This window comes from Streptomyces sp. NPDC087300, from assembly GCF_044744425.1.
Lineage (GTDB): Bacteria > Actinomycetota > Actinomycetes > Streptomycetales > Streptomycetaceae > Streptomyces.
The window spans coordinates 639,903-663,958 of record NZ_JBIUYI010000002.1; the positions used below are offsets into that span (position 1 = coordinate 639,903).

The following is a 24,056-nucleotide window of genomic DNA, read 5'->3' on the forward strand; positions in this document are numbered from 1 at the left end:
GGCGGACCACCGTCGGCGGCCGACGGGTTGGCTTCCGGCGGGATGTGGGATGCGGGGGCTGCCGGTAGGCGCCAGCGGCCAGCCGCTGGCTGAGAGGCGGCAGGCGCCGGTCGGTAAGCGGCCAGTGGCCAACTGCGCGGCGGCAACCGCCAGGCGCAGTCCGTCGAGCGGTAGTCACGAGTCGGCCCGCCGCCCAGCGGCGACCGCCAGTGGCCAGTGGCCCAGAGGCGACTGCTGGCCGTGGGCCGTTAGGCATCAGTCGGCGAGCCGTCCAGCGGCAACCGTCAGCGGCTAACCGTCCGGCAGCAACCGATAGGCGCCATCCGTCGAGCGGTAGTCACGAGTCGGCCCGCCGCCCAGCGGCAACCGCTCGTGGCCAGTCGCCCCCAGCCGCCCGGCCGAAGCCGCCAGTCACAGTCGACGGCGGGGGGAGTCGCCGGTCGCACCACTGGACCGGCGGCGCCCCGCCCCACCTCACCCCCGCGGCGACCGCAGCGTCGAGGCGATGTGGGCCGCTGCCTCTGACAGGTGCCTGCGGGCCTCGCGGACCTGGTCGGGGGAGACTCCGTGGTCGCGGGCCGCGTCGCGGATGTCGTCGCGGAAGCGGTCCAGGAGGCGGTCCAGGTCGCGGGCCGGGTCGTCGGTCGGGTCCTCCTTCGCCCAGTCCGGGACGTAGTTCACGGTCACGCCCTCGGGGCCGGCCTTGGTGAACGTGGGCTTCGCAGCCGTGTCCTCCGGGGCGCGGCCGAAGCCCTTGCCGAAGTCCTTGCCGAAGTCCTTGCCGAACTCGCCGAACTCCTTGGCCAGTTCCGTGAGGCCCTCCCGCACGCCTGTCGGCCAGTCGCCGCGCGTGAAGTGGTCCTGCACCTGCTCCTGGACGTGCCGGGCGATGCGCTGGAACTCCTCCTTGGCCTGCGTCTGCGCCTGCTCCTGCGCCTCCTTGGCCTGGCGGCGCGCCCGCTGGGCCTCGTCGCGGGCCCGGCGGCTCTCGTCCTTCGCCCGCCGCGCCTGCTCCTTCCACTCCTGCTTGGCGCGCTTGAACTCCTCCTTGGCCTGGCGCCAGCCCTCCTTGTCGCCCGACGCCCAGTCGAAGAAGTCCGACGGGTCGGGGTAGGCGCGGCCCTTGCGGCCGCCGGACGTGCCCGCACGGGCCTCCTCCGCGGCCGCCCGCATCTCGCGGCGCAGATCGCCCGCCGCGCCCTGCACGCCGTCGCGGATCTCGGCGGCGAGCTCGGCGACGGACTCGCGGATCTCCAGCTCCAGGTCGGCCAGTTCACCGCTGCGGTCGGCCAGCTCGGCGCGTCCCGCGTCCGTGATGGAGTACACCTTCCTGCCGCCCTCGGTGGTGTGCGTGACCAGGCCCTCGGCCTCCAGCTTCGCCAGGCGCGGATAGACCGTGCCCGCCGAAGGCGCGTACAGCCCCTGGAAGCGCTCTTCGAGGAGTCGGATCACCTCGTACCCATGGCGGGGCGCCTCGTCGAGCAGCTTCAGCAGGTACAGGCGCAGGCGGCCGTGGGCGAACACGGGGGGCATTTCAGAGCACCTTCTTGTCGGTCGTGTCGTTCTTGGCGGTGTCCTCCGGGGGGATCTCCAGGGGGACCTCGTCGTAGGGATCTTCCTCCACCGGGGGCCTGCGCAGGAGCGCGATGGAGCCCGAGACCGTCGTCGCCTTGAGCCTGCCCCGGCCGCTGCCGAGCCGTCCGGTGATCTTCTTCGCTCCCCACTGGCCGCTCACCCGCAGGTCCTCGAAGGCGTTCGACACCGAACCGCTCGCGGTGTCCACCTCCACCTCCGCGTCCGCCGGGTGCGGCAGCCGGATCGCGATCTCACCCGAGACGCTCGTCAGGGCGACGTCCGTCGCGCCGCCCGCCGGGTCCAGGTCCACGATCATCGAGCCGCTCACCGAATCCGCCCGGACGGAGGAACCCGCCGCCTCGACGACGGTGAGGTCACCGGAGACGGAGGAGAACCGCAGGGTGCCGGTGACGTCCTGCGCCTCGACGCTGCCCGAGACCGTCTCCGCGCGGGCCGGTCCCGAGAGCCCCACGAGGGTCGTCTGGCCGGTGACGCCGCGCACCTCCGTGCGCCCCTCGATGCCGGAGACCATGGCGCCCGCGCCCACCGTGCCCACCTCGACGCGCGCCCCCGAGGGCACGGCGAGCGAGACGACCGCGCTGCGGCGCCAGCCCTTGCGGTCGAGCCACTTCAGGAAGCCCTTCCAGGGCAGGTCGTCGTAGGCGACGGTGAGGATGCCGTCCTCGTGGGTCACCGTCAGGGGCGGGCCCTCGATCTCGGAGACTTCGAGGCGGGCGGAACCTTCGTCCGTGCCCACGACGTTCACCGTTCCGTTGACGACGCGCACGTGCAGTGCCGTCACGGGGGCGTCGAACGTGAGCTTCCGGGGCTCGGCGACGGACCACTCGGACATGGGTGACCTCCTCGGCGGATCGGACGCGACGCGCCATATCGCGTCTCTGTCATTCACGATATATCGCGGATACGGAAAGTCAAGACTGAATGCGACAGCCGGTCCGGACATGGCGGTCGGGCGTCTGATTTATGCGCAGGATTACGATCTGTCCTAGCGTGGGGCCATGTCGTCCGATGTCTCCGAGCGCGCCGGCTCCGCGGGTGCGCTGCTGCTCTGCCGGGCCGAGCCCGACGCCGTCGATGCCGTCGCCCAGCTGCTGCGCGAGCGCATGCTGCTCGTGCCCGCCGGGCCCGGGTGGAGCGTGCTCGTGCCCGAGGGCAAACCCTGGCTGCACGGTGACGAGCCGGTCGACCGCGTCCTCACCGGCTGGGCCACGGCGCTCGCCGTCGGGTCGACCTGGCCCGTGCTGGCCCTGTGGTGGGACTCGGACCGTTCCGGTTACACCCTCGCCGCGGGCTTCCGGCGCACGGTCGGCTATGTGTGGCTGGCCAACGGGACGCCGGTCGGCGAGGACGAGGCGATGCGGACGTTCGCCGCGCGCCTGGGCCTCGATCCCGTGCTCGACATGCAGTCACTCGACGCGCTCGCCCGCCCCGACACCGAGGCCGACGCCCGCGCCAGGATGCTCGGGCTCCTCGCGGTCCTCACCCGCACCGGACTCGGGCTCCCCACGGGCCTCACCCCCGGCGAACCGGCCGACCGGCTGCGCGAGGTCGCACGCGTGCAGCGCGGCGCGCGCCAGGTGGAGTGGTCCGGCTGGCGGGACGCGGTGCGCGCGGAGTTCGACGTGGTCGAGAAGGGCCCGCTGGGCCCCTGGGTGCGCGGCCCGCGGGCCCGCGCCATCGCCGCGGCACAGGTCGCCGCCGGACTCCCGCTGGCCGTGTGGGCGGTGCGCCGCCGCAGCGGCGGCTGGGCCACGGCGGCCGCGCTGCTCCTGGCGCAGGGCGCGCTGGGCCTCGCGTACGACAGGCTGCGCGCCCGGGACTGACGGGCGCCGGCGGCCTACGCCTCGGGTCCCGCGTGCCCGCGCCCGCGCCGCGCAGGCGCGGAAGACCATGGGCCCTGACGCGTTCCTCGGCGTCGAACAGGCCGTCGTCCTCGACACGGACGTCGACCGCGCCCGCGAGGTGGCCACCCAACACGTCGGCTTCTACGTCACGCGTGCGCCCCACCAGGCGGCCAACATGCGCCGTCTGGGATTCGGCGACGAGGACATGGCCGGTGGGCGGCCGAGTCGCCGGCTCGTCGACGCGATCGTCGCCTACGGAGACGTGGACGCGCTCCACGCGCGCGTGCGGGAACATCTCGACACGGGTGCCGACCACGTCTGCGTACAGGTCCTCACCGAGGATCCGGCGGCCCTGCCGCTGCCGCAGTGGCGGGAACTCGCCCCCGCCCTGCTCGGCAGGTGATCACGACGGCGGCCTGTCAGTCGGCTGCTCGGCTGCTCGGCTCTTCGGTTACTCGTCGTCGTCCTCGTCGTCGTCGAGGCGCGCGAGCCACGTGGCCAGGCGCTCGACCGGGACCTCGAAGTCCGGGTTGAGGTCCACGAAGGTGCGGAGCTGCTCGGCGAGCCACTCGAAGGTGACCTCCTCCTCGCCGCGCCGCTTCTCCAGCTCCTCGATGCCACGGTCGGTGAAGTACAACTCATGCTCCTGGTACGGACGGTCGATGGCTCTTCATCGTATGCGCAGGGCGTTCGCGCAGGGCGCGGGGCGCCTCACCGGGCGGTGAACGCCGGTGGGCCCGGCACCGAGCGACGAACACTCGGGGCCGGGCCCACCGGACGCGGGACCGCTGAGGCCTAGGCCTCGAAGACCTCGCTCAGGAGCTGCTCCTGCTCCTGCTCGTGGCGCTTCTTCGAGCCGACCGCCGGGGACGAGCCGTGCGGCCGCGAGATGCGGCGCAGGCGCTCGCCGTGCGGGATGTCGGCGCCGACCGCCAGGTCCAGGTGGTCGATGAGGTTGAGGGCGATGAAGGGCCACGCGCCCTGGTTCGCCGGCTCCTCCTGCGCCCACAGGTACTTCTCGGCGTTCGGGAACTTGGCGATCTCCGCCTGGAGCTCGGCACCCGGCAGCGGGTACAGGCGCTCGATGCGGATGATCGCGGTGTCCGTGACGCCGCGCTTGGTGCGCTCCGCCTCGAGGTCGTAGTAGAGCTTGCCCGCGCAGAACACCACCTTGCGCACCGCGGCCGGGTCCACCGTCGAATCGCCGATCACCGGGCGGAAGCCACCGCTGGTGAACTCCTCCGCCTTCGACGCGGCGGCCTTCAGACGCAGCATCGACTTCGGGGTGAAGACGACCAGCGGCTTGTGGTGCGGGTTGTGCACCTGCCACCGCAGGAGGTGGAAGTAGTTCGACGGGAGCGTCGGCATGGCGACCGTCATGTTGTTCTGCGCGCACAGCTGGAGGAAGCGCTCGATGCGGGCGGACGAGTGGTCCGGGCCCTGGCCCTCGTAGCCGTGCGGCAGCAGCAGCGTGACGCCGGAGTGCTGGTTCCACTTCTGCTCGGCGGCCGAGATGTACTCGTCCACCACCGTCTGCGCGCCGTTGACGAAGTCGCCGAACTGCGCCTCCCACATCACCAGGGCCTCGGGGCGGGCCAGCGAGTAGCCGTACTCGAAGCCCATCACCGCGTACTCGGAGAGCAGCGAGTCGTAGACGTTGTAGCGCGCCTGGTCCTCGGAGAGGTACAGGAGCGGCGTGAAGTCCTCGCCCGTCTCGCGGTCGATGAGGACCGCGTGCCGCTGGCCGAACGTGCCGCGGCGCGAGTCCTGGCCCGACAGGCGGACCGGGGTGCCCTCCAGGAGCAGCGAGCCGATGGCGAGGGTCTCGCCCATGCCCCAGTCGATCGTGCCCTCTTCGACCATCGTCGCGCGGCGCTGCAGCTGGGGCAGCAGACGCGGGTGGACGGTGACCCGGTCGGGGATGTTGACCTGGGACTCGGCGATCCGCTTCACGGTCTCCTGGGAGATCGCGGTGTCGATCTTGACCGGGAACTCGGCCTCCGGCGTGCTCACCTCGGCCTCGCCGGGCTGCGCGGTGGCCTCGCGGACCTCCGTGAAGACCTTCTCCAGCTGGCCCTGGAAGTCCTGCAGCGCCTGCTCGGCCTCTTCCAGGGTGATGTCGCCGCGACCGATGAGGGACTCGGTGTAGAGCTTGCGCACCGAGCGCTTCTTGTCGATCAGGTCGTACATCAGCGGCTGCGTGAACGCCGGGTTGTCCGACTCGTTGTGACCGCGGCGGCGGTAGCAGATGAGGTCGATCACGACGTCCTTGTTGAACGCCTGACGGAACTCGAACGCGAGCCGGGCGACGCGGACGACGGCCTCGGGGTCGTCGCCGTTCACGTGGAAGATCGGCGCCTCGATCATGCGGGCCACGTCCGTGGCGTACATGGAGGAGCGCGACGACTCCGGGGCGGCGGTGAAGCCGACCTGGTTGTTGATGACGATGTGGACCGTGCCGCCGGTGCGGTAGCCGCGCAGCTGCGACATGTTCAGCGTCTCGGCGACCACGCCCTGGCCCGCGAAGGCCGCGTCACCGTGCAGGGCGACGGGCAGGACCGTGAAGTCCGTGCCGCCCTTGTTGATGATGTCCTGCTTGGCGCGGGTGATGCCCTCGATGACCGGGTCGACCGTCTCCAGGTGGGACGGGTTGGCCGCGAGCGAGACCTTGATCTGCTCGCCGTCCAGGCCGGTGAAGGTGCCCTCGGCGCCCAGGTGGTACTTCACGTCGCCGGAGCCGTGCATGGACTTGGGGTCCATGTTGCCCTCGAACTCGCGGAAGATCTGGGCGTACGACTTGCCGACGATGTTGGCGAGGACGTTCAGGCGGCCGCGGTGGGCCATGCCGATGACGACCTCGTCCAGACGCGACTCGGCGGCGCTGTCGATGACGGCGTCGAGCAGCGGGATGACCGACTCGCCGCCCTCCAGGGAGAAGCGCTTCTGACCGACGTACTTCGTCTGCAGGAAAGTCTCGAAGGCCTCCGCGGAGTTCAGCCTGCGCAGGATGCGCAGCTGCTCCTCGCGCTCCGGCTTCGTGGCGTGCTGGCGCTCGATGCGGTCCTGGAGCCACTTGCGCTGCTTCGGGTCCTGGATGTGCATGAACTCGACGCCGGTGGTGCGGCAGTACGAGTCGCGCAGGACGCCGAGGACGTCGCGCAGCTTCATCATCGACTTGCCGGCGAAGCCGCCGACCGCGAACTCGCGCTCCAGGTCCCACAGGGTGAGGCCGTGCTCGGTGATGTCCAGGTCGGGGTGCTTGCGCTGCTTGTACTCCAGCGGGTCGGTGTCGGCCATGACGTGGCCGCGCACCCGGTAGGAGTGGATCAGCTCGAAGACGCGGGCGGCCTTCGTGACGTCGTCGTCGTGCGAGGCGTCGATGTCCTTGAGCCAGCGGACCGGCTCGTAGGGGATCCGGAGCGCCTTGAAGATCTCGTCGTAGAACTCGTTCTCACCGAGGAGGAGGTTCGCGACGATGCGCAGGAACTCGCCGGAGGCGGCGCCCTGGATGACCCGGTGGTCGTAGGTCGACGTGAGCGTCATGACCTTCGAGATGCCGAGCTTGTTCAGGGTGTCCTGGGAGGTGCCCTGGAACTCCGCCGGGTAGTCCATCGAGCCGACGCCCATGATGACCGACTGGCCGGGCATCAGACGCGGGACCGAGTGGACGGTGCCGAGGCCGCCGGGGTTGGTCAGCGAGACCGTGACGCCGGTGAAGTCGTCCATGCCGAGCTTGCCGTCGCGGGCGCGCCGGACGATGTCCTCGTAGGCCTGCCAGAACTCGAAGAAGTTCAGGGTCTCGGCCTTCTTGATGCCCGCGACCACGAGCTGGCGGTCGCCGTTGGGCTTCACCAGGTCGATGGCGAGGCCGAAGTTGATGTGCTCCGGCTTGACCAGGGTGGGCTTGCCGTCCTTCTCCACGAAGGAGTGGTTCATCGACGGCATGGCCTTGATGGCCTGCACCATCGCGTACCCGATGAGGTGCGTGAAGGAGATCTTCCCGCCGCGGGCGCGCTTGAGGTGGTTGTTGATGACGATGCGGTTGTCGAAGAGCAGCTTCACCGGGACCGCGCGGACCGACGTCGCCGTCGGGACCTCGATCGAGGCGTTCATGTTCTTCGCGACAGCGGCGGACGGGCCGCGCAGCGTCACGTACTCGGGACCGGCCGGTGCCTCGGTCGCGGGCTCCGCCTTGGCGGCGGGCTTCGCGGCAGCGGGCTTCGCGGCGGGGGCCGGAGCGGCGGCGGCGGGCTTCGCGGCAGGAGCCGCCGGAGCCGCGGGGGCGGCGGGCGCAGCCGGGGCCGCGGGCTGCGCGGGAGCGGCGGGAGTGGTGGGCGCGGCCCCCGCGGCCGCGTCACCCGCCGGCTTCGCCGGGGCGGCGGCTACGGAAGCGCCCACCCCTGGCTTGTAGTCGGCAAAGAAGTCCCACCAGGCTCGGTCGACCGAATTCGGGTCCTGGAGGTACTGCTGATAGATCTCGTCGACGAGCCACTCATTGGGACCGAAGGCGGCGGCAGGGTCCTTGCCCTGGCCGTCTTGGTCGGTCGAGATGCTCGAGTTACTGGGGGACTGTGGCGACACGGCGGTAACCGCCCTCTTCCGCTTCACAAGGTGATGGACAGCGGGAATTAAGGCTACGCCTCCATTGCCGCGAGGTGCAGACCGGGCCCGTCATCCGTCGCGTAAGTCACACCGGAACGTGGGTTTCAGGGCCGTAAATGGCGGGAAACAAGCGAGGTTCTTCAACGCGAGATGGCCGCGCGGGTACGCCGATCAGGCCTCTACGCGCGGCGGCGGGACCCGGGCGGGGCTGAGACCTGCCCGGTGATCCGCTTCCTTGTTGAACCCTACGTCAACTTCACACTTCGGGCAGGCCCGGAAGGGTGACCTGGATCCGGCAGCCCCGAGGGGATTCGGCCACTCCGATGTGGCCGCCGTGCAGATCGACCGCCCAGCGGGCGATGGCGAGGCCGAGGCCCGTGCCGCCGTCGTTGCCCTGGCCGTGGACGGGGGCGCCCGCGTGGCTGCCGCGGTTGAAGCGCTCGAAGACCCGGTGCCACTCCGACTCCGGGATGCCGGGGCCCTCGTCGAGGACCTCCAGGTCCAGGGACTCGGGGTAGGGGCCGCGCCGGGCCCGTACCGTCACCCGGCCGTGCGGCGGGCTGTGCTTGACCGCGTTGTCGATGAGGTTTGCCACCACCTGGTGCAGCCGCTCCGCGTCGGCGTGGGCCGTCAGCTCGGGTGGCGAGACGTCCAGGTGCAGATGGACGTCGGTGCGGGTGTGGCTGCCCGAGCCCGACGCGATGCCCGCGCGCGCGGAGGCGACCATGTTGGCCTCCTTGAGGACGCCCGAGAGGTAGGGCCACACCTCGAAGCGGCGGGCCTTCAGCGGGACGACGCCGTTGTCCAGGCGGGACAGGTCCAGGAGCGTGTCCACGAGCCTGCCCAGGCGCTCGGTCTGCTTCAGGGCGGTGCGCATGGTCTCGGGGTCGGCCGCCGAGACGCCGTCGACGACGTTCTCCAGGACCGCGCGCAGCCCCGCGATGGGGGTGCGCAGCTCGTGCGAGACGTTGGCGACGAGCTCCTTGCGCTGCTGGTCCTGGGCCTCCAGGTCGTCCGCCATGCGGTTGATGGTGGAGGCCACGTCACCCAGCTCGTCGCGCCGGTCGGCGCCGCGCACCCGGCGCGTGTAGTCGCCGTGCGAGACGGCGCGGGCCACCGCGTTCATCTCGTCCAGCGGCGCGGTGAGGCTGTGCGCCACGAACTGGGTGATCAGCAGCGTGGCGATCACCGAGAAGACGGTGATGAAGCGCAGCTCCGTCTCGGTCTTCATGGCCACCAGGAGCAGGCCCGTGGTGATGAAGACGGAGACGACGACCAGGGCGCCGAGCTTCGTCTTGATGGAGAACGGCCGCAGCCCTCCGAAGGGCCCGCTCATCGCAGGACCCGCCTCATGGCGTGGGTGTCTCGAGGGCGTACCCGACGCCGTGCACCGTGCGGATCCGCTCCGCGCCGATCTTGCGGCGCAGCGCCTTGATGTGGCTGTCGACGGTCCGGGTCCCCGAGGCGTCGGCCCAGTCCCACACCTCGGCGAGCAGCTGCTCGCGGGAGAGGACGGCGCGCGGGGTGTTGGCCAGGCAGACGAGCAGGTCGAACTCGGTGGGCGTCAGATGGACGTCCTCGCTGCGCACCCGCACCCTGCGCTGCGCGTGGTCGATCTCCAGCTCGCCCAGGCGCAGGATGCCGCTGCGCGGCGTGGTCGCGGCGAGCGCGGCCCGCTCGACCCTGCGCAGCAGGACGTGCACGCGCGCCGCGAGCTCCCGCATGGAGAACGGCTTGGTCATGTAGTCGTCCGCGCCGACACCCAGCCCGACCAGCATGTCCGTCTCGTCGTCACGCGCGGTGAGCATGAGGACCGGGACGGGCCGCTGGGCCTGCACCCGGCGGCACACCTCCAGGCCGTCGAAGCCCGGCAGCATGATGTCGAGAATCAGCAGGTCGGGCTGCCACGCCTGGGCGGTGTCGACCGCCGCGGGACCGTCGCCCGCCGTTTGCACGACAAAACCCTCGGCACGCAGCCGGGCGGCGATGGCGTCGACGATCGTCGGGTCGTCCTCGACCACCAGCACCCGGCGCTGGGCGCCGGGCATCGCCGCCGTCGCGCCGTTGTGGGAGGTGTGTGTCTGCTCCATCGCCCGCCCCTGACACTGATCGCTTGTGTTCGGTCAGCAGGGTACGGGGCGCGAAGCCACCTCGGCTACGCAGCCCTTACGCCGAGATGAACCACGTCGGGGACGCCTCGGGCAACGGGGATCTCTTTGGTGCGTACCCCACAGAATCCGGCATTCCGTAGAGCGTCGTCGAAAGCGGACGAGGGCTGGGCGGACCAGACGGCGAGCACTCCGCCGGGGTTGAGGCGGGCTTTGCAGGAGGCCAGACCGGTGGGCGAGTAAAGGGAGTTGTTGCCCTCCGTCACCGTCCAGTCGGGCCCGTTGTCGATGTCGAGACAGAGGGCGTCGTAGGTGTCGTCGGTGCCCGAGAGGTACGCGACCAGGTCTGTGTGCAGGATCTCGGTGCGCGGATCGGCGAGAGCGGCGCCGGAGAGCTCGGCGAGCGGTCCCGTGCGGTGCCAGTCGATGATCGCCTGCTCGCGCTCGACCACGGCGATGCGTCCCCAGCGGGGGTCGGCGGCGGCGTGCGCGAGGGAGAAGCCGACGCCTAGGCCGCCGATCAGGAGGTCGGGCGCTCCGCTCCGACCAGCGGCGTCGGGGACGGCGGGCGCGACGGGGGCAGTGGAAGCGTCGCGGGTGCCGAGGGCGTCGAGCGCCGCGTCGACGAGCAGCCGCTCCGAGCTGCCGTTCGAAGTGTCCATCAGGAAACAGCCGTTGGCGATGATCTGCAGCAGCTCACCGTGGCGCCGCAGTACGACCTCGCCGTACGGGCCCTCGCGCCGATCGAGGACGACGGGGGCGGTGGTGTGGGTGTGCATGGTGTCCAGCGTAGAAGAGGACACCACGCAGACCCACACATTTCCCACCGCACCCGTCGGGCCTCACACCGCCAGGCCGGACCCCACGGGGAAGACCGGGTCCACGGTGTCGTTCGGCACGTCGGCGCGGGCCGCCTCGACCGCCGCCATGGAGCGCGGCAGCTCGAACGGGAGGCGGCCCTCGGCCCGCGCCCGCCCGAAGGCGACGTCGAGCAGGGCCGCGTCGCTCGCGCCGAAGTCGGCGACGAGTGCGGCCGCCCGTTCGGCGATCTCCGGTATGACGGCGGCCCGTTCGAGGTTGATGCCGACCAGCGTGGGGACGGTGTCGAGCAGCCGCAGGATCTCCGTCAGCTCGTCGCCGGGGAAGGCGAGCGTGCCGGAGTGGAAGAAGGACTCGAACTTGTTGGCGCGCTGCTCGTAGGGCGTGCGCAGGCGCAGTACGGCGACGTCCGCGTCGGCGGGGTCGCTCACCACCTCGCCGTACGCGGCGGCGGTCTCCGCCGAGAGCCCGCGCACGTACACCTTGGGGCGGCCGGGCAGCGGCAGCAGGGACTGGTTGGTCAGGACGGTCAGGGAGCGCCGCTGGGCGAGGTCGCCCGCGCGGGTGAACTCCGCCTTGCCCACGGTCCGTTCGGCCAGGTCCACGTCGACGTAACGGCGCTCGTCGAACAGTCCGAGGACGAACTTCTCGCGCAGCAGCCTGCGCACCGACGCGTCGACGCGGGACTCCTCGACGCGGCCCGAGCGGACCAGCTCCACGATCACCTCGGGGCACTCCTCGCCGCCGAACTGGTCGGCGCCCGCGTCGAGCGACTTCGCGGCGCGCTCGGCGGCGGACAGGTGCTCGACGCCCCAGGCGCGGGCCTCGTGCGTCTCGCCGAAGATGGCCGCGTCGTTGAGCAGCCCCCAGTCGGTGCAGACGATGCCGCCGAAGCCGAGCCGCTCCCTCGACAGGCCGGTGATCACGCCCTTGTTGAAGCCGAAACCGACCTCTTCCCAGTCGGTCCCGATCGGCTGGCCGTAGTACGGCATGATCTGCGAACACCCGGCGTCGATGGCCGCCTTGAAGGGCTCCAGGTGGTGCTCGCGCATGCCGCCCGGGTAGATCTGCTCCTTGCCGTGCGCGAAGTGCGGGTCCTCGCCGTCCTTCTGCGGGCCGCCGCCGGGGAAGTGCTTGACCATGGCGGCCACGGAGTCGGGCCCGAGCCGGGGCCCCTGAAGGCCCTTGAGGTAGGTCCGCACGAGCGCGCTCGTCGTCCCGGCGCTGGAGCCGAAGGTGCCGGACTGGCGCGACCAGCGGGGCTCGGTGGCCAGGTCGATCTGCGGGTGCAGCGCGACCCGGAAGCCGACGGCCAGGTACTCGCGGCGCACCGTGTCACCGAACTCCTCCACCAGCCCGGCGTCACCGATCGCGGCGAGCCCGAGCGGCTCGGGCCAGGCGGAGAAGGCGCCGGAGTTGAAGGACGCGCCGATGTTGTCGGTGAAGGAGTGCCGGGGGTCGGTGGAGAGGGTCACCGGGATGCCGAGCCGGGTGGCCGCGGCCATCTCCTGGACGCGGTTGACCCAGGTGGCCATCTCCCTGACGCCGTACTGCCCGAGGAGGTTGAAGTGGCTGAGGTGCTTGCCCTCGATCAGCTCGGGGGTGGTGTGCGGTAGCAATCAGCGCGAGCCCGGCGGCGATGACCAGGGAAGCGGCGAGCACGTACGGCTTGCGGCGCCCCGAGCGGTCGGAGAGGACACCGCCGAGCAGCGAGCCAGCGATCACCGCGATCACCATGGCGACGGTGCCGGTGAAGAGCACGCCCGCCTCCCCGGCCGAGGCCTTCGCCCAGATCCTCGACCTGGCCGAGCACAACACGCGCCGACCCGGCCGCACCAAGATGTTCAACGTGCTGGCCGCCGAGGCGGGCGACCCCGGCCACCCCGCGCACCCCTTCTTCGTACGGCGCTACGCGGCGGTCGTGGGCCATGTCGCGGGCGCCCTCGAACACGCGAAGGCGGCCGGCGGCCTCAAGCAGGACACGGACTGCGTGGGGGTGGCGGAGGAGCTCGCCGCGGTCATGGACGGCCTCCAGCTCCAGTGGGCCCTGAATCCCGGGCACTACGACATGACGACCCGGCTGCGCCGCTATCTGGACCGGACCCTGCGCTCGCTGACCGGCGACGGCTCGGGCCTCAACGCGAAATGAACCTCACAGGTTGCTGTGAATCGCCCCTCACGTGGCGTCGGTCATAGACAACGCCGGAAAAAGGGGCAAAGGGTGGGCCGGGACGGAAGGAGCGCCTCACCCGTGAACCACAGCGTCAAGCCCGCCGAGGCCGCGCCCGGAGCCGAGCAGGACCCGGAGCCGCACCTGAACGCCATACCCAGGCAGCCGGGGCGAGGGCCCCTGCGGACGGGCGGCCGCGATCCGGGCGCCGGAGACGGTGCCGGTGCCGGTGGCGCCGTGGGCAGTGTCGCCACGTCCGCCGGTGGCGCCGGGAACCGAGCCGCCGCACCCGTCCGTGGCACGGTGGCGCACGCTCCCGGGGCGAGCCCGCAGGGCAAGCGCACCCGCCCCGCCCTCCGCCACCTCCTCCCCACCCCCAAGGGCACGCCCTTCACCTTCGCGTACGCCTTGGTCCTCGCCGCCACCTCGCTGCTCACCGAGTACGCCGACCCGGACCTCGTCTACTCCCTGCTCCAGGGTTCGAGCACGGACGTCACCAACCTGGCCCACGCCCCCGGCCTGGTCCTGGTAGCCAGCGCGCTGTGGATCGCGGGCGGCGTCACCTCGCCGTACGCCATCGTCTTCCTGCTCGTCCTGACCGCGCTGGAACGCCGCATCGGCGGCTGGCGCACCGCGGGCGTCTTCCTGCTCGGGCACGGCGTCGCCACGCTCGCCACCGAGGTCCCCGTGGGCCTGTCGGTCCTCGCGGGCCAGCTGCCGGACAGCTCCCTGCACCGCCTCGACTACGGCATCAGCTTCGGCGTGGCCGCCAGCGTGGGCGCGCTCGCGGGGCTGCTCGCGCCGTGGCTGCGCTGGGCCGTCCTGGGCGGCTTCGGCTGGATGCTGATCGACGACCTGATCGCGTTCACCGATCCGATGACGAACTGGGGCCATCTCCTCGCGCTCCTGATCGGCGTGGCCACCTGGCCCCTGCTGAGGCGCGCACGGGCACGGAAATCCCCGGTCACGCGCTGATCGCTGACAGCGAACACTCCCCGGGGAACATCCCGAAGCTCACAAGCATTGAGTCGGTACAGCTCAACTTGAGTGCCGAAGGGGAGATCATGGCTTCGACGTCCACACCGCTCACTCTGCCCGTGCTGCCGCTCGACGACGAGGTCGTCCTGCCCGGCATGGTCGTGCCGTTCGACCTGTCCGACGCCGACGTACGAGCCGCCGTGGAGGCGGCCCAGGCGGCCGCGCGGTCCAGTGGCGACAGCAAGCCGAAGGTGCTGCTTGTTCCGCGCATCGACGGGACGTACGCCTCGACGGGCGTGCTCGGCACCGTCGAACAGGTGGGCCGGCTCTCCGACGGAGACCCGGGCGCCCTCATCAGGGGCCGCGGTCGCGTCCGCATCGGCGCGGGCACCACGGGGCCCGGCGCCGCCCTCTGGGTGGAGGGCGTCCAGCTCGACGACACGGTCCCCGAGCCCCTGCCGGGCGCGGTGACCGAGCTCGTCACGGAGTACAAGGCGCTCGCCACCAGCTGGCTGAAGAAGCGCGGCGCCTGGCAGGTCGTCGACCGCGTCACGCAGATCGACGACGTCTCCGCGCTCGCCGACAACTCCGGCTACTCGCCGTTCCTCACCACCCAGCAGAAGATCGAACTCCTGGAGACCGAGGACGCGGTCGCGCGCCTCAAGCTCGCCACCGCACAGCTGCGCGAGCACCTCGCCGAGCAGGACGTCGCGGAGACCATCGCCAAGGACGTCCAGGAGGGCGTGGACAAGCAGCAGCGCGAGTTCCTGCTCCGCCGCCAGCTGGACGCCGTCCGCAAGGAACTGCGCGAGATCAACGGCGAGCAGGACGGTGAGGAGTCCGACGACTACCGCACCCGCGTCGAGGCCGCCGACCTGCCCGAGAAGGTCCGTGAGGCCGCCCTCAAGGAGGTCGACAAGCTGGAGCGCTCCAGCGACCAGTCGCCCGAGGGCTCCTGGATCAGGACCTGGCTGGACACGGTCCTCGAACTGCCGTGGAACGAGCGCACCGAGGACGAGTACGACATCAAGGGCGCCCAGGAGATCCTCGACGCCGAGCACTCCGGGCTCCAGGACGTGAAGGAGCGCATCACCGAGTACCTCGCGGTGCGTAAGCGCCGCTCCGACCGCGGCCTCGGAGTCGTCGGCGGCCGCCGCGGCGGCGCCGTCCTGGCCCTGGTGGGCCCGCCCGGCGTCGGCAAGACCTCGCTCGGCGAGTCGGTGGCGCACGCCATGGGCCGCAAGTTCGTGCGGGTCGCGCTCGGCGGCGTGCGCGACGAGGCGGAGATCCGCGGCCACCGCCGTACGTACGTCGGGGCGTTGCCCGGACGGATCGTGCGGGCGATCAAGGAGGCCGGGTCGATGAACCCGGTCGTGCTCCTTGACGAGATCGACAAGGTGGGCTCGGACTTCCGGGGCGACCCGGCCGCCGCCCTCCTCGAAGTCCTCGACCCGGCACAGAACCACACGTTCCGCGACCACTACCTGGAGGTCGAACTCGACCTCAGCGACGTGGTCTTCCTGGCCACCGCCAACGTGCTCGAAGCCATCCCCGAGGCCCTGCTCGACCGCATGGAGCTGGTCAGGCTCGACGGCTACACCGAGAACGAGAAGGTCGTCATCGCCCGCGACCACCTGCTCCCGCGCCAGCTGGAGCGGGCCGGCCTGGACGAGGACGAGGTGGTCCTCGACGAGAGCGCGCTGCGCAAGCTCGCCGGTGAGTACACGCGCGAAGCGGGCGTACGCAACCTGGAGCGGTCCGTGGCACGGCTGCTGCGCAAGGTGGCGGCCCAGCACGAACTGGGCGAGCGCGAGCTGCCGTTCACCGTCACCGACGAGGACCTGCGGGGCCTGATCGGGCGGCCGCACCACGTGCCCGAGTCCGCCCAGGACCCGGCCGAGCGCCGTACCGCGGTGCCGGGCGTGGCCACCGGGCTCGCGGTCACCGGGGCGGGCGGCGACGTGCTCTTCGTGGAGGCGTCGCTCGCGGACCCGGAGACGGGTGCCTCCGGTCTCACGCTCACCGGCCAGCTCGGCGACGTGATGAAGGAGTCGGCGCAGATCGCGCTGAGCTTCCTGCGCTCGCGCGGCGCCGAACTGGAGCTGCCGGTCGGCGATCTGAAGGACCGGGGCGTGCACGTGCACTTCCCGGCGGGCGCGGTCCCCAAGGACGGGCCGAGCGCGGGCGTCACCCTGACCACCGCCCTCGCCTCGCTGCTCAGCGGGCGCCCGGTCCGCACGGACGTGGCGATGACCGGTGAGATCTCGCTGACCGGCCGGGTCCTTCCGATCGGCGGTGTCAAGCAGAAGCTGCTCGCCGCGCACCGCGCGGGGAACACCACGGTGATCATCCCGAAGCGGAACGAGGCGGACCTCGACGACGTCCCCGCCGAGGTCCTGGAGAAGCTCGACGTGCACGCGGTCACCGATGTCCGCCAGGTGCTCGAACTGGCCCTGACCGAGGCCGAGGTGAGGGTCCCGGCGGCGGCGTAGCGACAGGAACGGCGGTCACCCCGCGGCGCGCGGGGTGACCGCCGTTCCCGTACGTCGGGGAAAGGGGTGCTCAGCCGTTGGCGAGCGCCACCACCCGGTCGAGGGCGCCGTTGAACTTGTTGTGGTCACCGACCGTCGGTCCCGACGAGGTGTACTGCCACATCGTGTGGAAGCCCCAGCCTGCCGGGAGTTCACCCGGGCTGGTGTTGTAGCGGGGGATCCACAGCGGGTTGGAGGAGCCGAAGCCGCCGTAGTTGCCCGTGCACTGCTTCCACCAGCTGGTGGCGGTGTAGATCACCGCGTCGCGCCCGGTACGCGCCTTGTACGTGGTCAGGAAGTCCCGGATCCAGCTGACCATCGCGGACTGCGACTTGCCGAAGCAGGCCGCGCCGTACGGGTTCCACTCGATGTCGAGCGCGCCGGGCAGCGTCCTGCCGTCGCGCGACCAGCCGCCGCCGTTGCTCGCGAAGTAGTTGGCCTGGGCGGCGCCGCTGGAGGTGTCGGGCGTCGCGAAGTGGTACGCGCCGCGGATCATGCCCACGCCGTACGAACCGTTGTACTGCTGGGCGAAGTAGGGGTTCTTGTACGAGGTGCTCTCGGTGGCCTTGACGTAGGCCCACTTCACGCCGCTGTTCCACAGCGTCTGCCAGGCGACGTTGCCCTGGTGGCTGCTGACGTCGACGCCCTCGGTCTGGGCGGCGTCACCGCCGGCGGGGCGGCCGCCCTGGCCGTCGTGTTCGATGACGCCTTGGCCGAGCCGCGCGGTGCCGCGGTCGGGGACGTCGTCCGCCTGGGCCGCCGTGGGGAGCGTCAGGAGGAGGGAGAGAGCGGACAGTACTGCGAGGAGGACCCCCGCCGGCGACAAGCGCGAGCGGCGGGCCGGTCCGGGTCTGTGCACGGGCATCTGCGTGCCTCCGAAGGCCTCGGTGGTGCTCGGTGGGGACCTGTCGACATGCTGTGGTGTGAACATGTCACTTGAAAGCTACGCACGTAGACCGGGGGGAGGGAAGAGGGCGCGGGTTCTGCCGTTGGTCCACTCCTGTGACGGTGTCATCGGAGCGGCACCGTCCCGACCTTGCGAAATACTGGTCAGGCCGCTGCCACGACGGCCACGGCGCGCGGGTCATCCGGCGATAACTTTCAGAATCGGGAAAGCGGGACATGGGTGCAGCAGAAGAGGGTGTGAAGGGCGGCGCGCACGACGGCGTCGAACAAGGGGTGGACAGCGAGTTCCTCTCCCTGGAACGGGAGTTGTCGCTCCTGATGCGCCGCGCGCGGGCCTCCTCCGGCGAGATGGCGCGCCAGGTCCACCCCGACCTGGAGCCCGCCGCCTACGGCCTGCTCGTCTGCCTGGACGACTCGGGACCGCAGCGGGCCACCGACCTCGCCGCGTACATCGGCGTCGGCAAGGCCACCATGAGCCGTCAGCTGCGGGCCCTGGAGGAACTGGGCCTGGTCGCCAGGGAACCCGACCCCGCCGACGGGCGCGCCTGGCTCATCCAGCTCACGCCCGACGGACGCACCCGCTACCGCACGGTGCGCGAGGGGCGCCGCGCCCAGTACGTGCGCCGCCTCGCGGGCTGGGACCGGGCCGAGGTCGCCGAACTCGCCCGGCTGCTCGGCCAGCTGAACGCGAGCGCGGACACCTGAGCCGCGCGTCCGCGGGCGCTTCCCGGAGCTTCGTGGGCGGGCCCCCTCAGAACTCCGCGTAGACCACCGCGGCGTCGTCGTGCCGCTTCCCGCGCGGGAAGGCCAGGCACCGCGGGTCCGCCGCCTCCAACTCGCGCACCCGGTCGATCAGATGCTGCGGGCCCTCCTTGCGCACCAGCGCGAAGCACTCGGTCCAGTCGCCCTCGCGGAACGTGTCCGTCCAGCGCCCGGCGCCGTCCGTGAGTGCCGCGACCGCCGTCACCTCCGCCCGCGGCGTCTCGCCGGTGACCGCGCGCAGGGCGGCCGAGGGGTCGGCGGCGGCCGTGTAGAAGCCGTCCTCCGCGTTGCGCAGGGCCTCCACCTTCGCCGCGTAGGCGCGGCCCGCCACCTCGCGCTCGGCCGAGCCGCGCGGCAGGGCGCGCACCTGGTCGCGCAGGGCGCGGACCGTGGGCGGCAGCTCGGCGAGGCGCCGGTCGAGGACCGTGGTCACCGGGCCGCGCTCCCCGGCGAGCAGCAGCGCGGAGTCGGAGAGGACCAGATGCTCGACGCGCTCCGCGTCCCAGCGCACCAGGACCACGGTGGCCTGTGGGGTGCGTGGGTGAGAAAGGTCACAGGTTGAACTATGCGCCTCGGCGGTACGCGAGATGGACGCGGCCAGGATCTCAGGGAGCGTCATATCCCGCATTGAAACGGACAGTTCGCTCAATGCGCCGCCGAGTCGCGCGGTGAACCAGGGGACGGAATGCAGACAGCCGACCGATCCCTCGGGCGGCGTGACGCCGTCGAGGAGGACGAGCGATCCGCCCTGTCCGGAAGCGGGCAGCGCGACCGACGCGTAGTCCTCGTTGGGGCGCGCGGGGTCGCCGGGTTCGGTGGCGAGTTCGATACGCATCCGGTCAGTCTGCACGACCCCTTCACGAGGGCCACCAGAAGCCGCAAAGGGGTGGGGGAATGGCCCGCACCAGCGGAAGGCGCGCCTGAATTCGACCGGAATGATCAACTCCGACGGGGTGTGGCGGCGCATCCTGCCAAAGCCTGTGGGAGACGTCCAACCGGCACACCGCGCGGGCCCACCGGCCCGCCGGCCGGGACTTGCCCGCCAACTCCCCGCCGATGTTCACTCCTTCGGGTGGCCGGGCAGGCGATGCGCGGCTGCCACTCACCGGCACTGGAAGGGTCGGGAGCCGTACCAGGGGCGCGCTCGTGTTGACAGATCGTCACCCGGGCCCCAGGGCAGACGAAAAACCAAGAATGCGAGCACCGGTGCAGATGATGCGGCCTGGGCGCAAAGGCAAGCAGTCGGCCTCCCGAGGGGCCACGCCGGGCGCGACCACCCCGACCGAGCGTGCGCCGGAGCGCACCGCCACGGATCCGTCGGAGGTGCCGCCCGAGGCATCGTCGGCCCCCGGAGCCGCCCCGTCCGCATCGGACGACGCGGGACCCGTCCCCTCTTCCGGTACGCCCGCAGGCACGCCCTCAGGGCCTTCCGGCACCGCCGCGGACCAGTCCGCCGCCGAACCGACGCCCGCTCCGGCTTCCCCCGCGCCGGGGCCCCTCGCGCCGCACGTCAACAAGGCGCCCACCGCGCGCGTGCGCAATCGGCTGATCCTGGCCGTGGCCGTGGTGGCCGCCGCCGTCGCGGGAGCCGGTGCGCCCGCGATCCTCGCCGCCTCCGGCGAACTGAACGACGCGCAGAGCCTGGTGACACTCGCCCAGCAGACCCAGCAGGCGGTCTCCCTCGGCCACTCGCTGGCCGACGAGCGCGACGAGGTCACCTCCTTCATCGCCGCGGGCCGGCCCCAGGGCGACGGCCTCTCCAAGAGCCGCAGCGCCCGCGTCGACCGGCAGATCGACGAGCTGCGCCACGCGGAGGCGCCCGCCGGGCTGCGCGACGACCTCGCCGATGTCGGCGCCGTCCGCAGAGAGGCGCTCACCGGCAAGAGCACCGCTCTCGAAGCGCACGAGGCGTACACCAAGGTGATCGCCGAACTGCACGGCCTCACCCGCGACCTGGCCGAGCGGCTGCCGCCCGAGGCGAACAAGGGCGCCCTCGCCCTCGCCGACCTGGACCACGCCGTCGAGCAGGCCGCCGCCGCCCGCGGCCTGCTGCTCGCCGCGCTCGCCGTGCCGGGAGCGGCGTCCACGTCGCCCGGGATCGACCCGGTCACCGGCCTGCCCAGCACCGTCGACGAGGAGTCGCCGGCCGACGCCAAGCGCCGCGACGAGCTCAGCGCCGCCGCCCAGCAGGCCCACGTGCGCGAACTGGCCGCGCTCGCCGACTTCAGCGACACCGCGGGCGACTCCGCCCGCGCGACGTACGAATCGACCGTCACCGGCTCCGAGGTCGGCACGGCAGAGAAGTACCTGGCCCGCCTCACCGACCAGCCCACGCTCTCCGCGGCCGAGCGGGGCTACGACCGCAAGAAGGTCGACGCCGCGCTCTCCGCCCGCATCGAGACGATGCGCGGCAGCGAGTCCGCGCTCGGCGTCGCCCGCACCAAGCAGCTCGCCCAGCTGCGCGACGACGAGGTCACCGCCCTGGAGATCCGCGTCGCGCTCGTCGGCGTCTGTCTCCTCGTGGCGGTCGGAGTCTCGATGGCGGCGGCCCGTTCGCTGACCCGTCCGCTCGCCGTGCTGCGCCTCGGCTCGGCGCGCCTGGCCACCGAGCCCGCGCCGCAGGAGCCGATCCGCTTCACCGGCCGCGACGACGAGTTCGCCCAGGTCGTACGGTCCGTCAACGCCCTGCACGGGCACGCGGCCGCGCTGCACGAGCGGATCACCACCCTCGAAGCGGACCGCAAGCACCTCATCGGCAAGCGCGAGTCCATGGCGGACGAGCGCGAGGCCCTGCGCGCCGAACTCGAAGAGGCCTCCGCCCACTTGGAGCGGGTGCGCAAGTCAATCCACGGCACGTTCGTGAATCTGGCGCTGCGCACCCTCGGCCTGGTGGAGCGCCAGCTCGCCGTCATCGAGAACCTGGAGGACCGCGAGCAGGACCCCGACCGGCTCGCCACGCTCTTCAAGCTCGACCACTTCGCCACGGTCATGCGCAGGCACAGCGAGAACCTCCTGGTCCTCGCCGGTGCCGAGCACGGCCACCAGCACCCGGGCGCGGTCCCGCTGGTCGACGTGGTGCGCGCCGCCGTCTCCGAGATCGAGCGGTACGAGCGGGTCCGCATCGCCACGCTGCCGCCCCACGCGCACGTCGCGGGCTTCGCGGCGGACGACATCAGCCACCTCACCGCCGAACTCCTGGAGAACGCGACGTCGTTCTCGCCGCCGGACGCGTCCGTCGAGGTATCCGGCTGGCTCCTGGAGAGCGGCGAGGTGATGCTCTCCGTCCAGGACGAGGGCATCGGCGTCACCCAGGACCGGATGCGCGAACTGAACGCGCGCCTGACCGACTTCGACCCGGACGCGGCGTACGAGCAGGAGGGCGGGGAGGGCCTCGGCCTCGGGCTCTACGTGGTCGCCAGGCTCGCCGCGCGGCACGGGGCGCGGGTGCGGCTGCGGGAGCAGAAGCAGGGGGGCGTCGCCGCGGTCGTGGTGCTGCCCAAGTCGATCCTGGCGGCCGCGCCTTCGCCCGCCGTGGTCGTGCCGCCGCGCTCGGGCGAGACGCTGACGCAGCTGCCGGGCTCGGAGGCCGAGGCCAACTCCAACGTGCTCCCCGGGCGGCTGACCACCGCCGGGGAGGACCCGCTGATCGCGGCGGCGGAGCGGACTGTTGAGGCGGCTCTTCCGCAGGATCCGGGGCCGGTCCCGTCCGAGGAGCCTGTGCCCTCGTCGGAAACGACCATGGAGCTTGTGCCTCCGCCGTCGTCCGGTGAGCCGGAAACGGGGGCTGTGCCCACCCGTCCCGCCCAGCGGGACGCCTGCCCACAGCAGGGAGCCCCCGAGGCCCCGCAGCAAGAAGAACCCGAGCCTGAGCCCGAGGCGCCCAAGTGGGAGCGTGTCACCGACAAGGGGCTGCCCAAGCGAACGCCGAAGATCAGCGCGCCCGCGCCCGCCGCCCCCAAGGCGCGCGGATCCGTGGACGCGGAGGCGCTCCGCCGCAGGCTCGGCGGCTTCCACCAGGGCGCGCTGAGCGGCCGACGGGACGTGGAGGCCGAGATCGCGGGCGAACCGGCAAACCAGCCGACATCGCCGCAAGGTAACGAAAAGAACGCAGAAGCCGCAGACGTAATGGGGGATTCAGTCGAGGAGGCAAGCAGTTGACTGCGCCCATGCGCACGCCCAGTTCTTCCGCCGAAAAAACCGGTGCCGCCGGAGCGTCCACCGCGCGGCGCCCGTCCGCCGCGGAGTCCGCACCGGCCGCGTACGGACTGAGCAGCGAGGCCCGCAACCTGCACTGGCTGCTGACCAATCTCGTCGAGGAGGTGCCGGGCCTGCTCTCCGTCGCGGTGGTCTCCTCCGACGGACTGCTGCTGCTGTCCTCCGACCCCGGGCGCAACGCCGAACGGCGTCCCGAGAACCCCACCGGGCCCAAAGGCTCCAGCGCCGACCTCGCGACCATCGTCTCGGGCCTCGGTTCGCTCACCATCGGCGCCGCCAAGCTGATGGACGGCGGCGCGGTCAAGCAGACCGTCGTCGCGATGGAGGAGGGCAGCCTCTTCGTCATGTCGATCAGTGACGGCTCGCTGCTCGGCGTGCACGCGACGCCGGACTGCGACATGAGCGTCGTGGCGTACCACATGGCGCTGTTCGTCGGCCGCGCCGGGCACGTCCTCACCCCCGAACTCCGCAGCGAGCTGCGCCAGTCGATGGAGAGCGCCCGATGAGCAGCACGAGCAGCAGCCGTTCGACGCCGAAGCTGCCGCAGCGCGGCGGTGACCGAAAACCCGCCCGGGTGCGCCCCTATTCGCTGACCGGCGGGCGGACCAGGTTCGGTCACGTGCTGCTCGTCGAGACGTTCGTCGCGGCCCTTGAGGCGCCCGAGGAACGTCTCGAACTGCCCAAGGGCACGCTCTCCACCCGTGTCATGCCGGAGATGCGGGCGATCGTCGAGATCTGCCGCCGGATGCGCACGGTCGCGGAGATCGCGGCCCTCCTCAAGATGCCGCTCGGTGTGGTCCGCGTTCTCCTGAGCGACCTCGCCGACCAGGGAAAGATCCGCGTGTACGGAACGGGCCACGGCCCGGGACAGCCCGACCGCGCACTGCTGGAAAGGGTGCTGAGTGGACTCCGCCGTCTCTGAACTCCTCGAGGACGAGGGTCAGTTGCAGGCTTGGCAGACGGACAGGTCGCGTGCCCCGATCGCCACGAAGATCGTGGTCGCGGGCGGCTTCGGCGTCGGCAAGACGACGCTGGTCACCGCCGTCTCCGAGATCCAGCCCCTCCAGACGGAGGCGCTGATGACCGAGGCGAGCGCCGAGACCGACGACCTCAGCGGCACGCCGGGCAAGACCACCACCACGGTCGCCATGGACTTCGGCCGCATCACGCTCGACGACGACCTGGTCCTGTACCTCTTCGGCACGCCGGGGCAGCAGCGCTTCTGGTTCATGTGGGACGACCTGGTGCGCGGCGCGATCGGCGCCGTCGTGCTCGCCGACACCCGGCGCCTCTCCGACTGCTTCCCCGCGCTCGACTACTTCGAGAGCTGCGGCCTCCCGTACATCGTGGCCGTCAACCACTTCGACGGCAGCGAGGAGTTCGCGGTCGCCGATGTGCGCGAGGCCCTGACGGTGCCGCCGCACATACCGGTGCTGATCATGGACGCCCGGCAGCGGATCTCGGCGATCGAGTCCCTGCTCGCCCTGGTCGGCCACGCGCTCGACGCCACCCCGGAGTAGCCGCC

20 protein-coding genes are annotated in these 24,056 nt (G+C 71.7%); 10 read left to right on the top strand and 10 right to left on the bottom strand.

All coding sequences use genetic code 11. The features are described 5' to 3' along the window. Positions 1–474: 474 nt before the first annotated feature. Complete coding sequence (locus tag ACIO9J_RS08500) at positions 475–1,533, bottom strand: helix-turn-helix transcriptional regulator (RefSeq protein WP_401994569.1); 1,059 nt, start codon at positions 1,531–1,533, stop codon at positions 475–477. Between the two features lies 1 nt (position 1,534). Continuing rightward, the gene (locus ACIO9J_RS08505) at positions 1,535–2,428 is read right to left on the bottom strand and encodes a DUF4097 family beta strand repeat-containing protein (protein ID WP_401994572.1); all 894 of its coding nucleotides are present in this window, start codon (positions 2,426–2,428) and stop codon (positions 1,535–1,537) included. Positions 2,429–2,594: 166 nt separating this feature from the next. Here ACIO9J_RS08505 and ACIO9J_RS08510 point away from each other — a divergent pair, with 166 nt between their 5' ends. After that, on the top strand, positions 2,595–3,419 hold the full coding sequence (locus ACIO9J_RS08510; RefSeq protein ID WP_401994575.1) for a hypothetical protein: 825 nt from the start codon (positions 2,595–2,597) through the stop codon (positions 3,417–3,419). Between the two features lie 67 nt (positions 3,420–3,486). Beyond that, the gene (locus ACIO9J_RS08515; protein WP_401994577.1) at positions 3,487–3,843 is read left to right on the top strand and encodes a hypothetical protein; all 357 of its coding nucleotides are present in this window, start codon (positions 3,487–3,489) and stop codon (positions 3,841–3,843) included. A 48-nt stretch (positions 3,844–3,891) separates the two neighbouring features. Here ACIO9J_RS08515 and ACIO9J_RS08520 read toward each other — a convergent pair whose 3' ends face one another. The 6 genes from ACIO9J_RS08520 to ACIO9J_RS08545 all read right to left on the bottom strand — a co-directional run bounded on the left by ACIO9J_RS08520 (position 3,892) and on the right by ACIO9J_RS08545 (position 12,588). Next, positions 3,892–4,077: a DUF6104 family protein gene (locus ACIO9J_RS08520; RefSeq protein WP_024761804.1), complete on the bottom strand. Its 186-nt coding sequence runs from the start codon at positions 4,075–4,077 to the stop codon at positions 3,892–3,894. Positions 4,078–4,235: 158 nt separating this feature from the next. Continuing rightward, positions 4,236–8,021, bottom strand: coding sequence for a multifunctional oxoglutarate decarboxylase/oxoglutarate dehydrogenase thiamine pyrophosphate-binding subunit/dihydrolipoyllysine-residue succinyltransferase subunit (locus ACIO9J_RS08525; protein WP_401994580.1), 3,786 nt, complete (start codon positions 8,019–8,021; stop codon positions 4,236–4,238). Between the two features lie 277 nt (positions 8,022–8,298). Further along, positions 8,299–9,378, bottom strand: coding sequence for an ATP-binding protein (locus ACIO9J_RS08530; protein ID WP_401994583.1), 1,080 nt, complete (start codon positions 9,376–9,378; stop codon positions 8,299–8,301). A gap of 13 nt (positions 9,379–9,391) precedes the next feature. After that, positions 9,392–10,132, bottom strand: a complete 741-nt coding sequence (locus tag ACIO9J_RS08535) for a response regulator transcription factor (RefSeq protein ID WP_135330435.1) — start codon at positions 10,130–10,132, stop codon at positions 9,392–9,394. Between the two features lie 65 nt (positions 10,133–10,197). Then, on the bottom strand, positions 10,198–10,929 hold the full coding sequence (locus ACIO9J_RS08540) for a spermidine synthase (protein WP_401994587.1): 732 nt from the start codon (positions 10,927–10,929) through the stop codon (positions 10,198–10,200). A 63-nt stretch (positions 10,930–10,992) separates the two neighbouring features. After that, positions 10,993–12,588 carry a glycoside hydrolase family 3 protein gene (locus ACIO9J_RS08545; protein WP_401994590.1) on the bottom strand — a complete coding sequence of 532 codons (1,596 nt, stop codon included), beginning with the start codon at positions 12,586–12,588 and terminating at the stop codon, positions 10,993–10,995. 20 nt (positions 12,589–12,608) lie between these two features. On the opposite strand from ACIO9J_RS08545, the gene ACIO9J_RS08550 reads away from it, so the two are divergent. The 3 genes from ACIO9J_RS08550 (at position 12,609) to lon (ending at position 16,609) form a co-directional block, all read left to right on the top strand. Further along, positions 12,609–13,118, top strand: coding sequence for a TetR family transcriptional regulator C-terminal domain-containing protein (locus ACIO9J_RS08550; RefSeq protein WP_401994593.1), 510 nt, complete (start codon positions 12,609–12,611; stop codon positions 13,116–13,118). Between the two features lie 102 nt (positions 13,119–13,220). After that, the gene (locus tag ACIO9J_RS08555) at positions 13,221–14,114 is read left to right on the top strand and encodes a rhomboid-like protein (RefSeq protein ID WP_401994596.1); all 894 of its coding nucleotides are present in this window, start codon (positions 13,221–13,223) and stop codon (positions 14,112–14,114) included. An 89-nt stretch (positions 14,115–14,203) separates the two neighbouring features. Beyond that, positions 14,204–16,609 carry an endopeptidase La gene (gene lon, locus ACIO9J_RS08560; protein ID WP_401994599.1) on the top strand — a complete coding sequence of 802 codons (2,406 nt, stop codon included), beginning with the start codon at positions 14,204–14,206 and terminating at the stop codon, positions 16,607–16,609. Between the two features lie 70 nt (positions 16,610–16,679). On the opposite strand, the gene ACIO9J_RS08565 is transcribed toward lon, so the two are convergent. Continuing rightward, positions 16,680–17,513 carry a lysozyme gene (locus ACIO9J_RS08565; protein ID WP_401994602.1) on the bottom strand — a complete coding sequence of 278 codons (834 nt, stop codon included), beginning with the start codon at positions 17,511–17,513 and terminating at the stop codon, positions 16,680–16,682. 257 nt (positions 17,514–17,770) lie between these two features. Here ACIO9J_RS08565 and ACIO9J_RS08570 point away from each other — a divergent pair, with 257 nt between their 5' ends. Next, positions 17,771–18,259, top strand: coding sequence for a MarR family winged helix-turn-helix transcriptional regulator (locus tag ACIO9J_RS08570; RefSeq protein WP_401994605.1), 489 nt, complete (start codon positions 17,771–17,773; stop codon positions 18,257–18,259). A 46-nt stretch (positions 18,260–18,305) separates the two neighbouring features. Here the strand turns inward: ACIO9J_RS08570 and ACIO9J_RS08575 are convergent, their stop codons facing one another. Beyond that, positions 18,306–19,151 carry a hypothetical protein gene (locus ACIO9J_RS08575; RefSeq protein ID WP_401994608.1) on the bottom strand — a complete coding sequence of 282 codons (846 nt, stop codon included), beginning with the start codon at positions 19,149–19,151 and terminating at the stop codon, positions 18,306–18,308. A 359-nt stretch (positions 19,152–19,510) separates the two neighbouring features. Here ACIO9J_RS08575 and ACIO9J_RS08580 point away from each other — a divergent pair, with 359 nt between their 5' ends. From ACIO9J_RS08580 to ACIO9J_RS08595, 4 genes are read left to right on the top strand one after another with little or no spacing between them, the layout of a single operon-like run. Then, positions 19,511–22,474: a nitrate- and nitrite sensing domain-containing protein gene (locus tag ACIO9J_RS08580; protein ID WP_401994611.1), complete on the top strand. Its 2,964-nt coding sequence runs from the start codon at positions 19,511–19,513 to the stop codon at positions 22,472–22,474. Positions 22,475–22,482: 8 nt separating this feature from the next. Then, a complete protein-coding gene (locus ACIO9J_RS08585) occupies positions 22,483–23,037 on the top strand; it encodes a roadblock/LC7 domain-containing protein (protein WP_401994614.1) in 555 nt (184 codons plus the stop codon). Continuing rightward, the gene (locus tag ACIO9J_RS08590; RefSeq protein ID WP_401994616.1) at positions 23,034–23,453 is read left to right on the top strand and encodes a DUF742 domain-containing protein; all 420 of its coding nucleotides are present in this window, start codon (positions 23,034–23,036) and stop codon (positions 23,451–23,453) included. The genes ACIO9J_RS08585 and ACIO9J_RS08590 overlap by 4 nt, the downstream gene beginning before the upstream one ends. Further along, positions 23,434–24,051, top strand: a complete 618-nt coding sequence (locus ACIO9J_RS08595; RefSeq protein WP_401994619.1) for a GTP-binding protein — start codon at positions 23,434–23,436, stop codon at positions 24,049–24,051. The genes ACIO9J_RS08590 and ACIO9J_RS08595 overlap by 20 nt, the downstream gene beginning before the upstream one ends. Positions 24,052–24,056: the final 5 nt, after the last annotated feature.

What these genes read in the sequence shown, in the direction of transcription:
- ACIO9J_RS08500 (WP_401994569.1), bottom strand. Translation starts at nt 1,533, where the DNA reads ATGCCCCCCGTGTTCGCCCACGGCCGCCTGCGCCTGTACCTGCTGAAG.
- ACIO9J_RS08505 (WP_401994572.1), bottom strand. Translation starts at nt 2,428, where the DNA reads ATGTCCGAGTGGTCCGTCGCCGAGCCCCGGAAGCTCACGTTCGACGCC.
- ACIO9J_RS08510 (WP_401994575.1), top strand. Translation starts at nt 2,595, where the DNA reads ATGTCGTCCGATGTCTCCGAGCGCGCCGGCTCCGCGGGTGCGCTGCTG.
- ACIO9J_RS08515 (WP_401994577.1), top strand. Translation starts at nt 3,487, where the DNA reads ATGGGCCCTGACGCGTTCCTCGGCGTCGAACAGGCCGTCGTCCTCGAC.
- ACIO9J_RS08530 (WP_401994583.1), bottom strand. Translation starts at nt 9,378, where the DNA reads ATGAGCGGGCCCTTCGGAGGGCTGCGGCCGTTCTCCATCAAGACGAAG.
- ACIO9J_RS08535 (WP_135330435.1), bottom strand. Translation starts at nt 10,132, where the DNA reads ATGGAGCAGACACACACCTCCCACAACGGCGCGACGGCGGCGATGCCC.
- ACIO9J_RS08540 (WP_401994587.1), bottom strand. Translation starts at nt 10,929, where the DNA reads ATGCACACCCACACCACCGCCCCCGTCGTCCTCGATCGGCGCGAGGGC.
- ACIO9J_RS08550 (WP_401994593.1), top strand. Translation starts at nt 12,609, where the DNA reads ATGACCAGGGAAGCGGCGAGCACGTACGGCTTGCGGCGCCCCGAGCGG.
- lon (WP_401994599.1), top strand. Translation starts at nt 14,204, where the DNA reads ATGGCTTCGACGTCCACACCGCTCACTCTGCCCGTGCTGCCGCTCGAC.
- ACIO9J_RS08565 (WP_401994602.1), bottom strand. Translation starts at nt 17,513, where the DNA reads ATGCCCGTGCACAGACCCGGACCGGCCCGCCGCTCGCGCTTGTCGCCG.
- ACIO9J_RS08570 (WP_401994605.1), top strand. Translation starts at nt 17,771, where the DNA reads ATGGGTGCAGCAGAAGAGGGTGTGAAGGGCGGCGCGCACGACGGCGTC.
- ACIO9J_RS08575 (WP_401994608.1), bottom strand. Translation starts at nt 19,151, where the DNA reads ATGCGTATCGAACTCGCCACCGAACCCGGCGACCCCGCGCGCCCCAAC.
- ACIO9J_RS08580 (WP_401994611.1), top strand. Translation starts at nt 19,511, where the DNA reads ATGCGAGCACCGGTGCAGATGATGCGGCCTGGGCGCAAAGGCAAGCAG.
- ACIO9J_RS08585 (WP_401994614.1), top strand. Translation starts at nt 22,483, where the DNA reads ATGCGCACGCCCAGTTCTTCCGCCGAAAAAACCGGTGCCGCCGGAGCG.
- ACIO9J_RS08590 (WP_401994616.1), top strand. Translation starts at nt 23,034, where the DNA reads ATGAGCAGCACGAGCAGCAGCCGTTCGACGCCGAAGCTGCCGCAGCGC.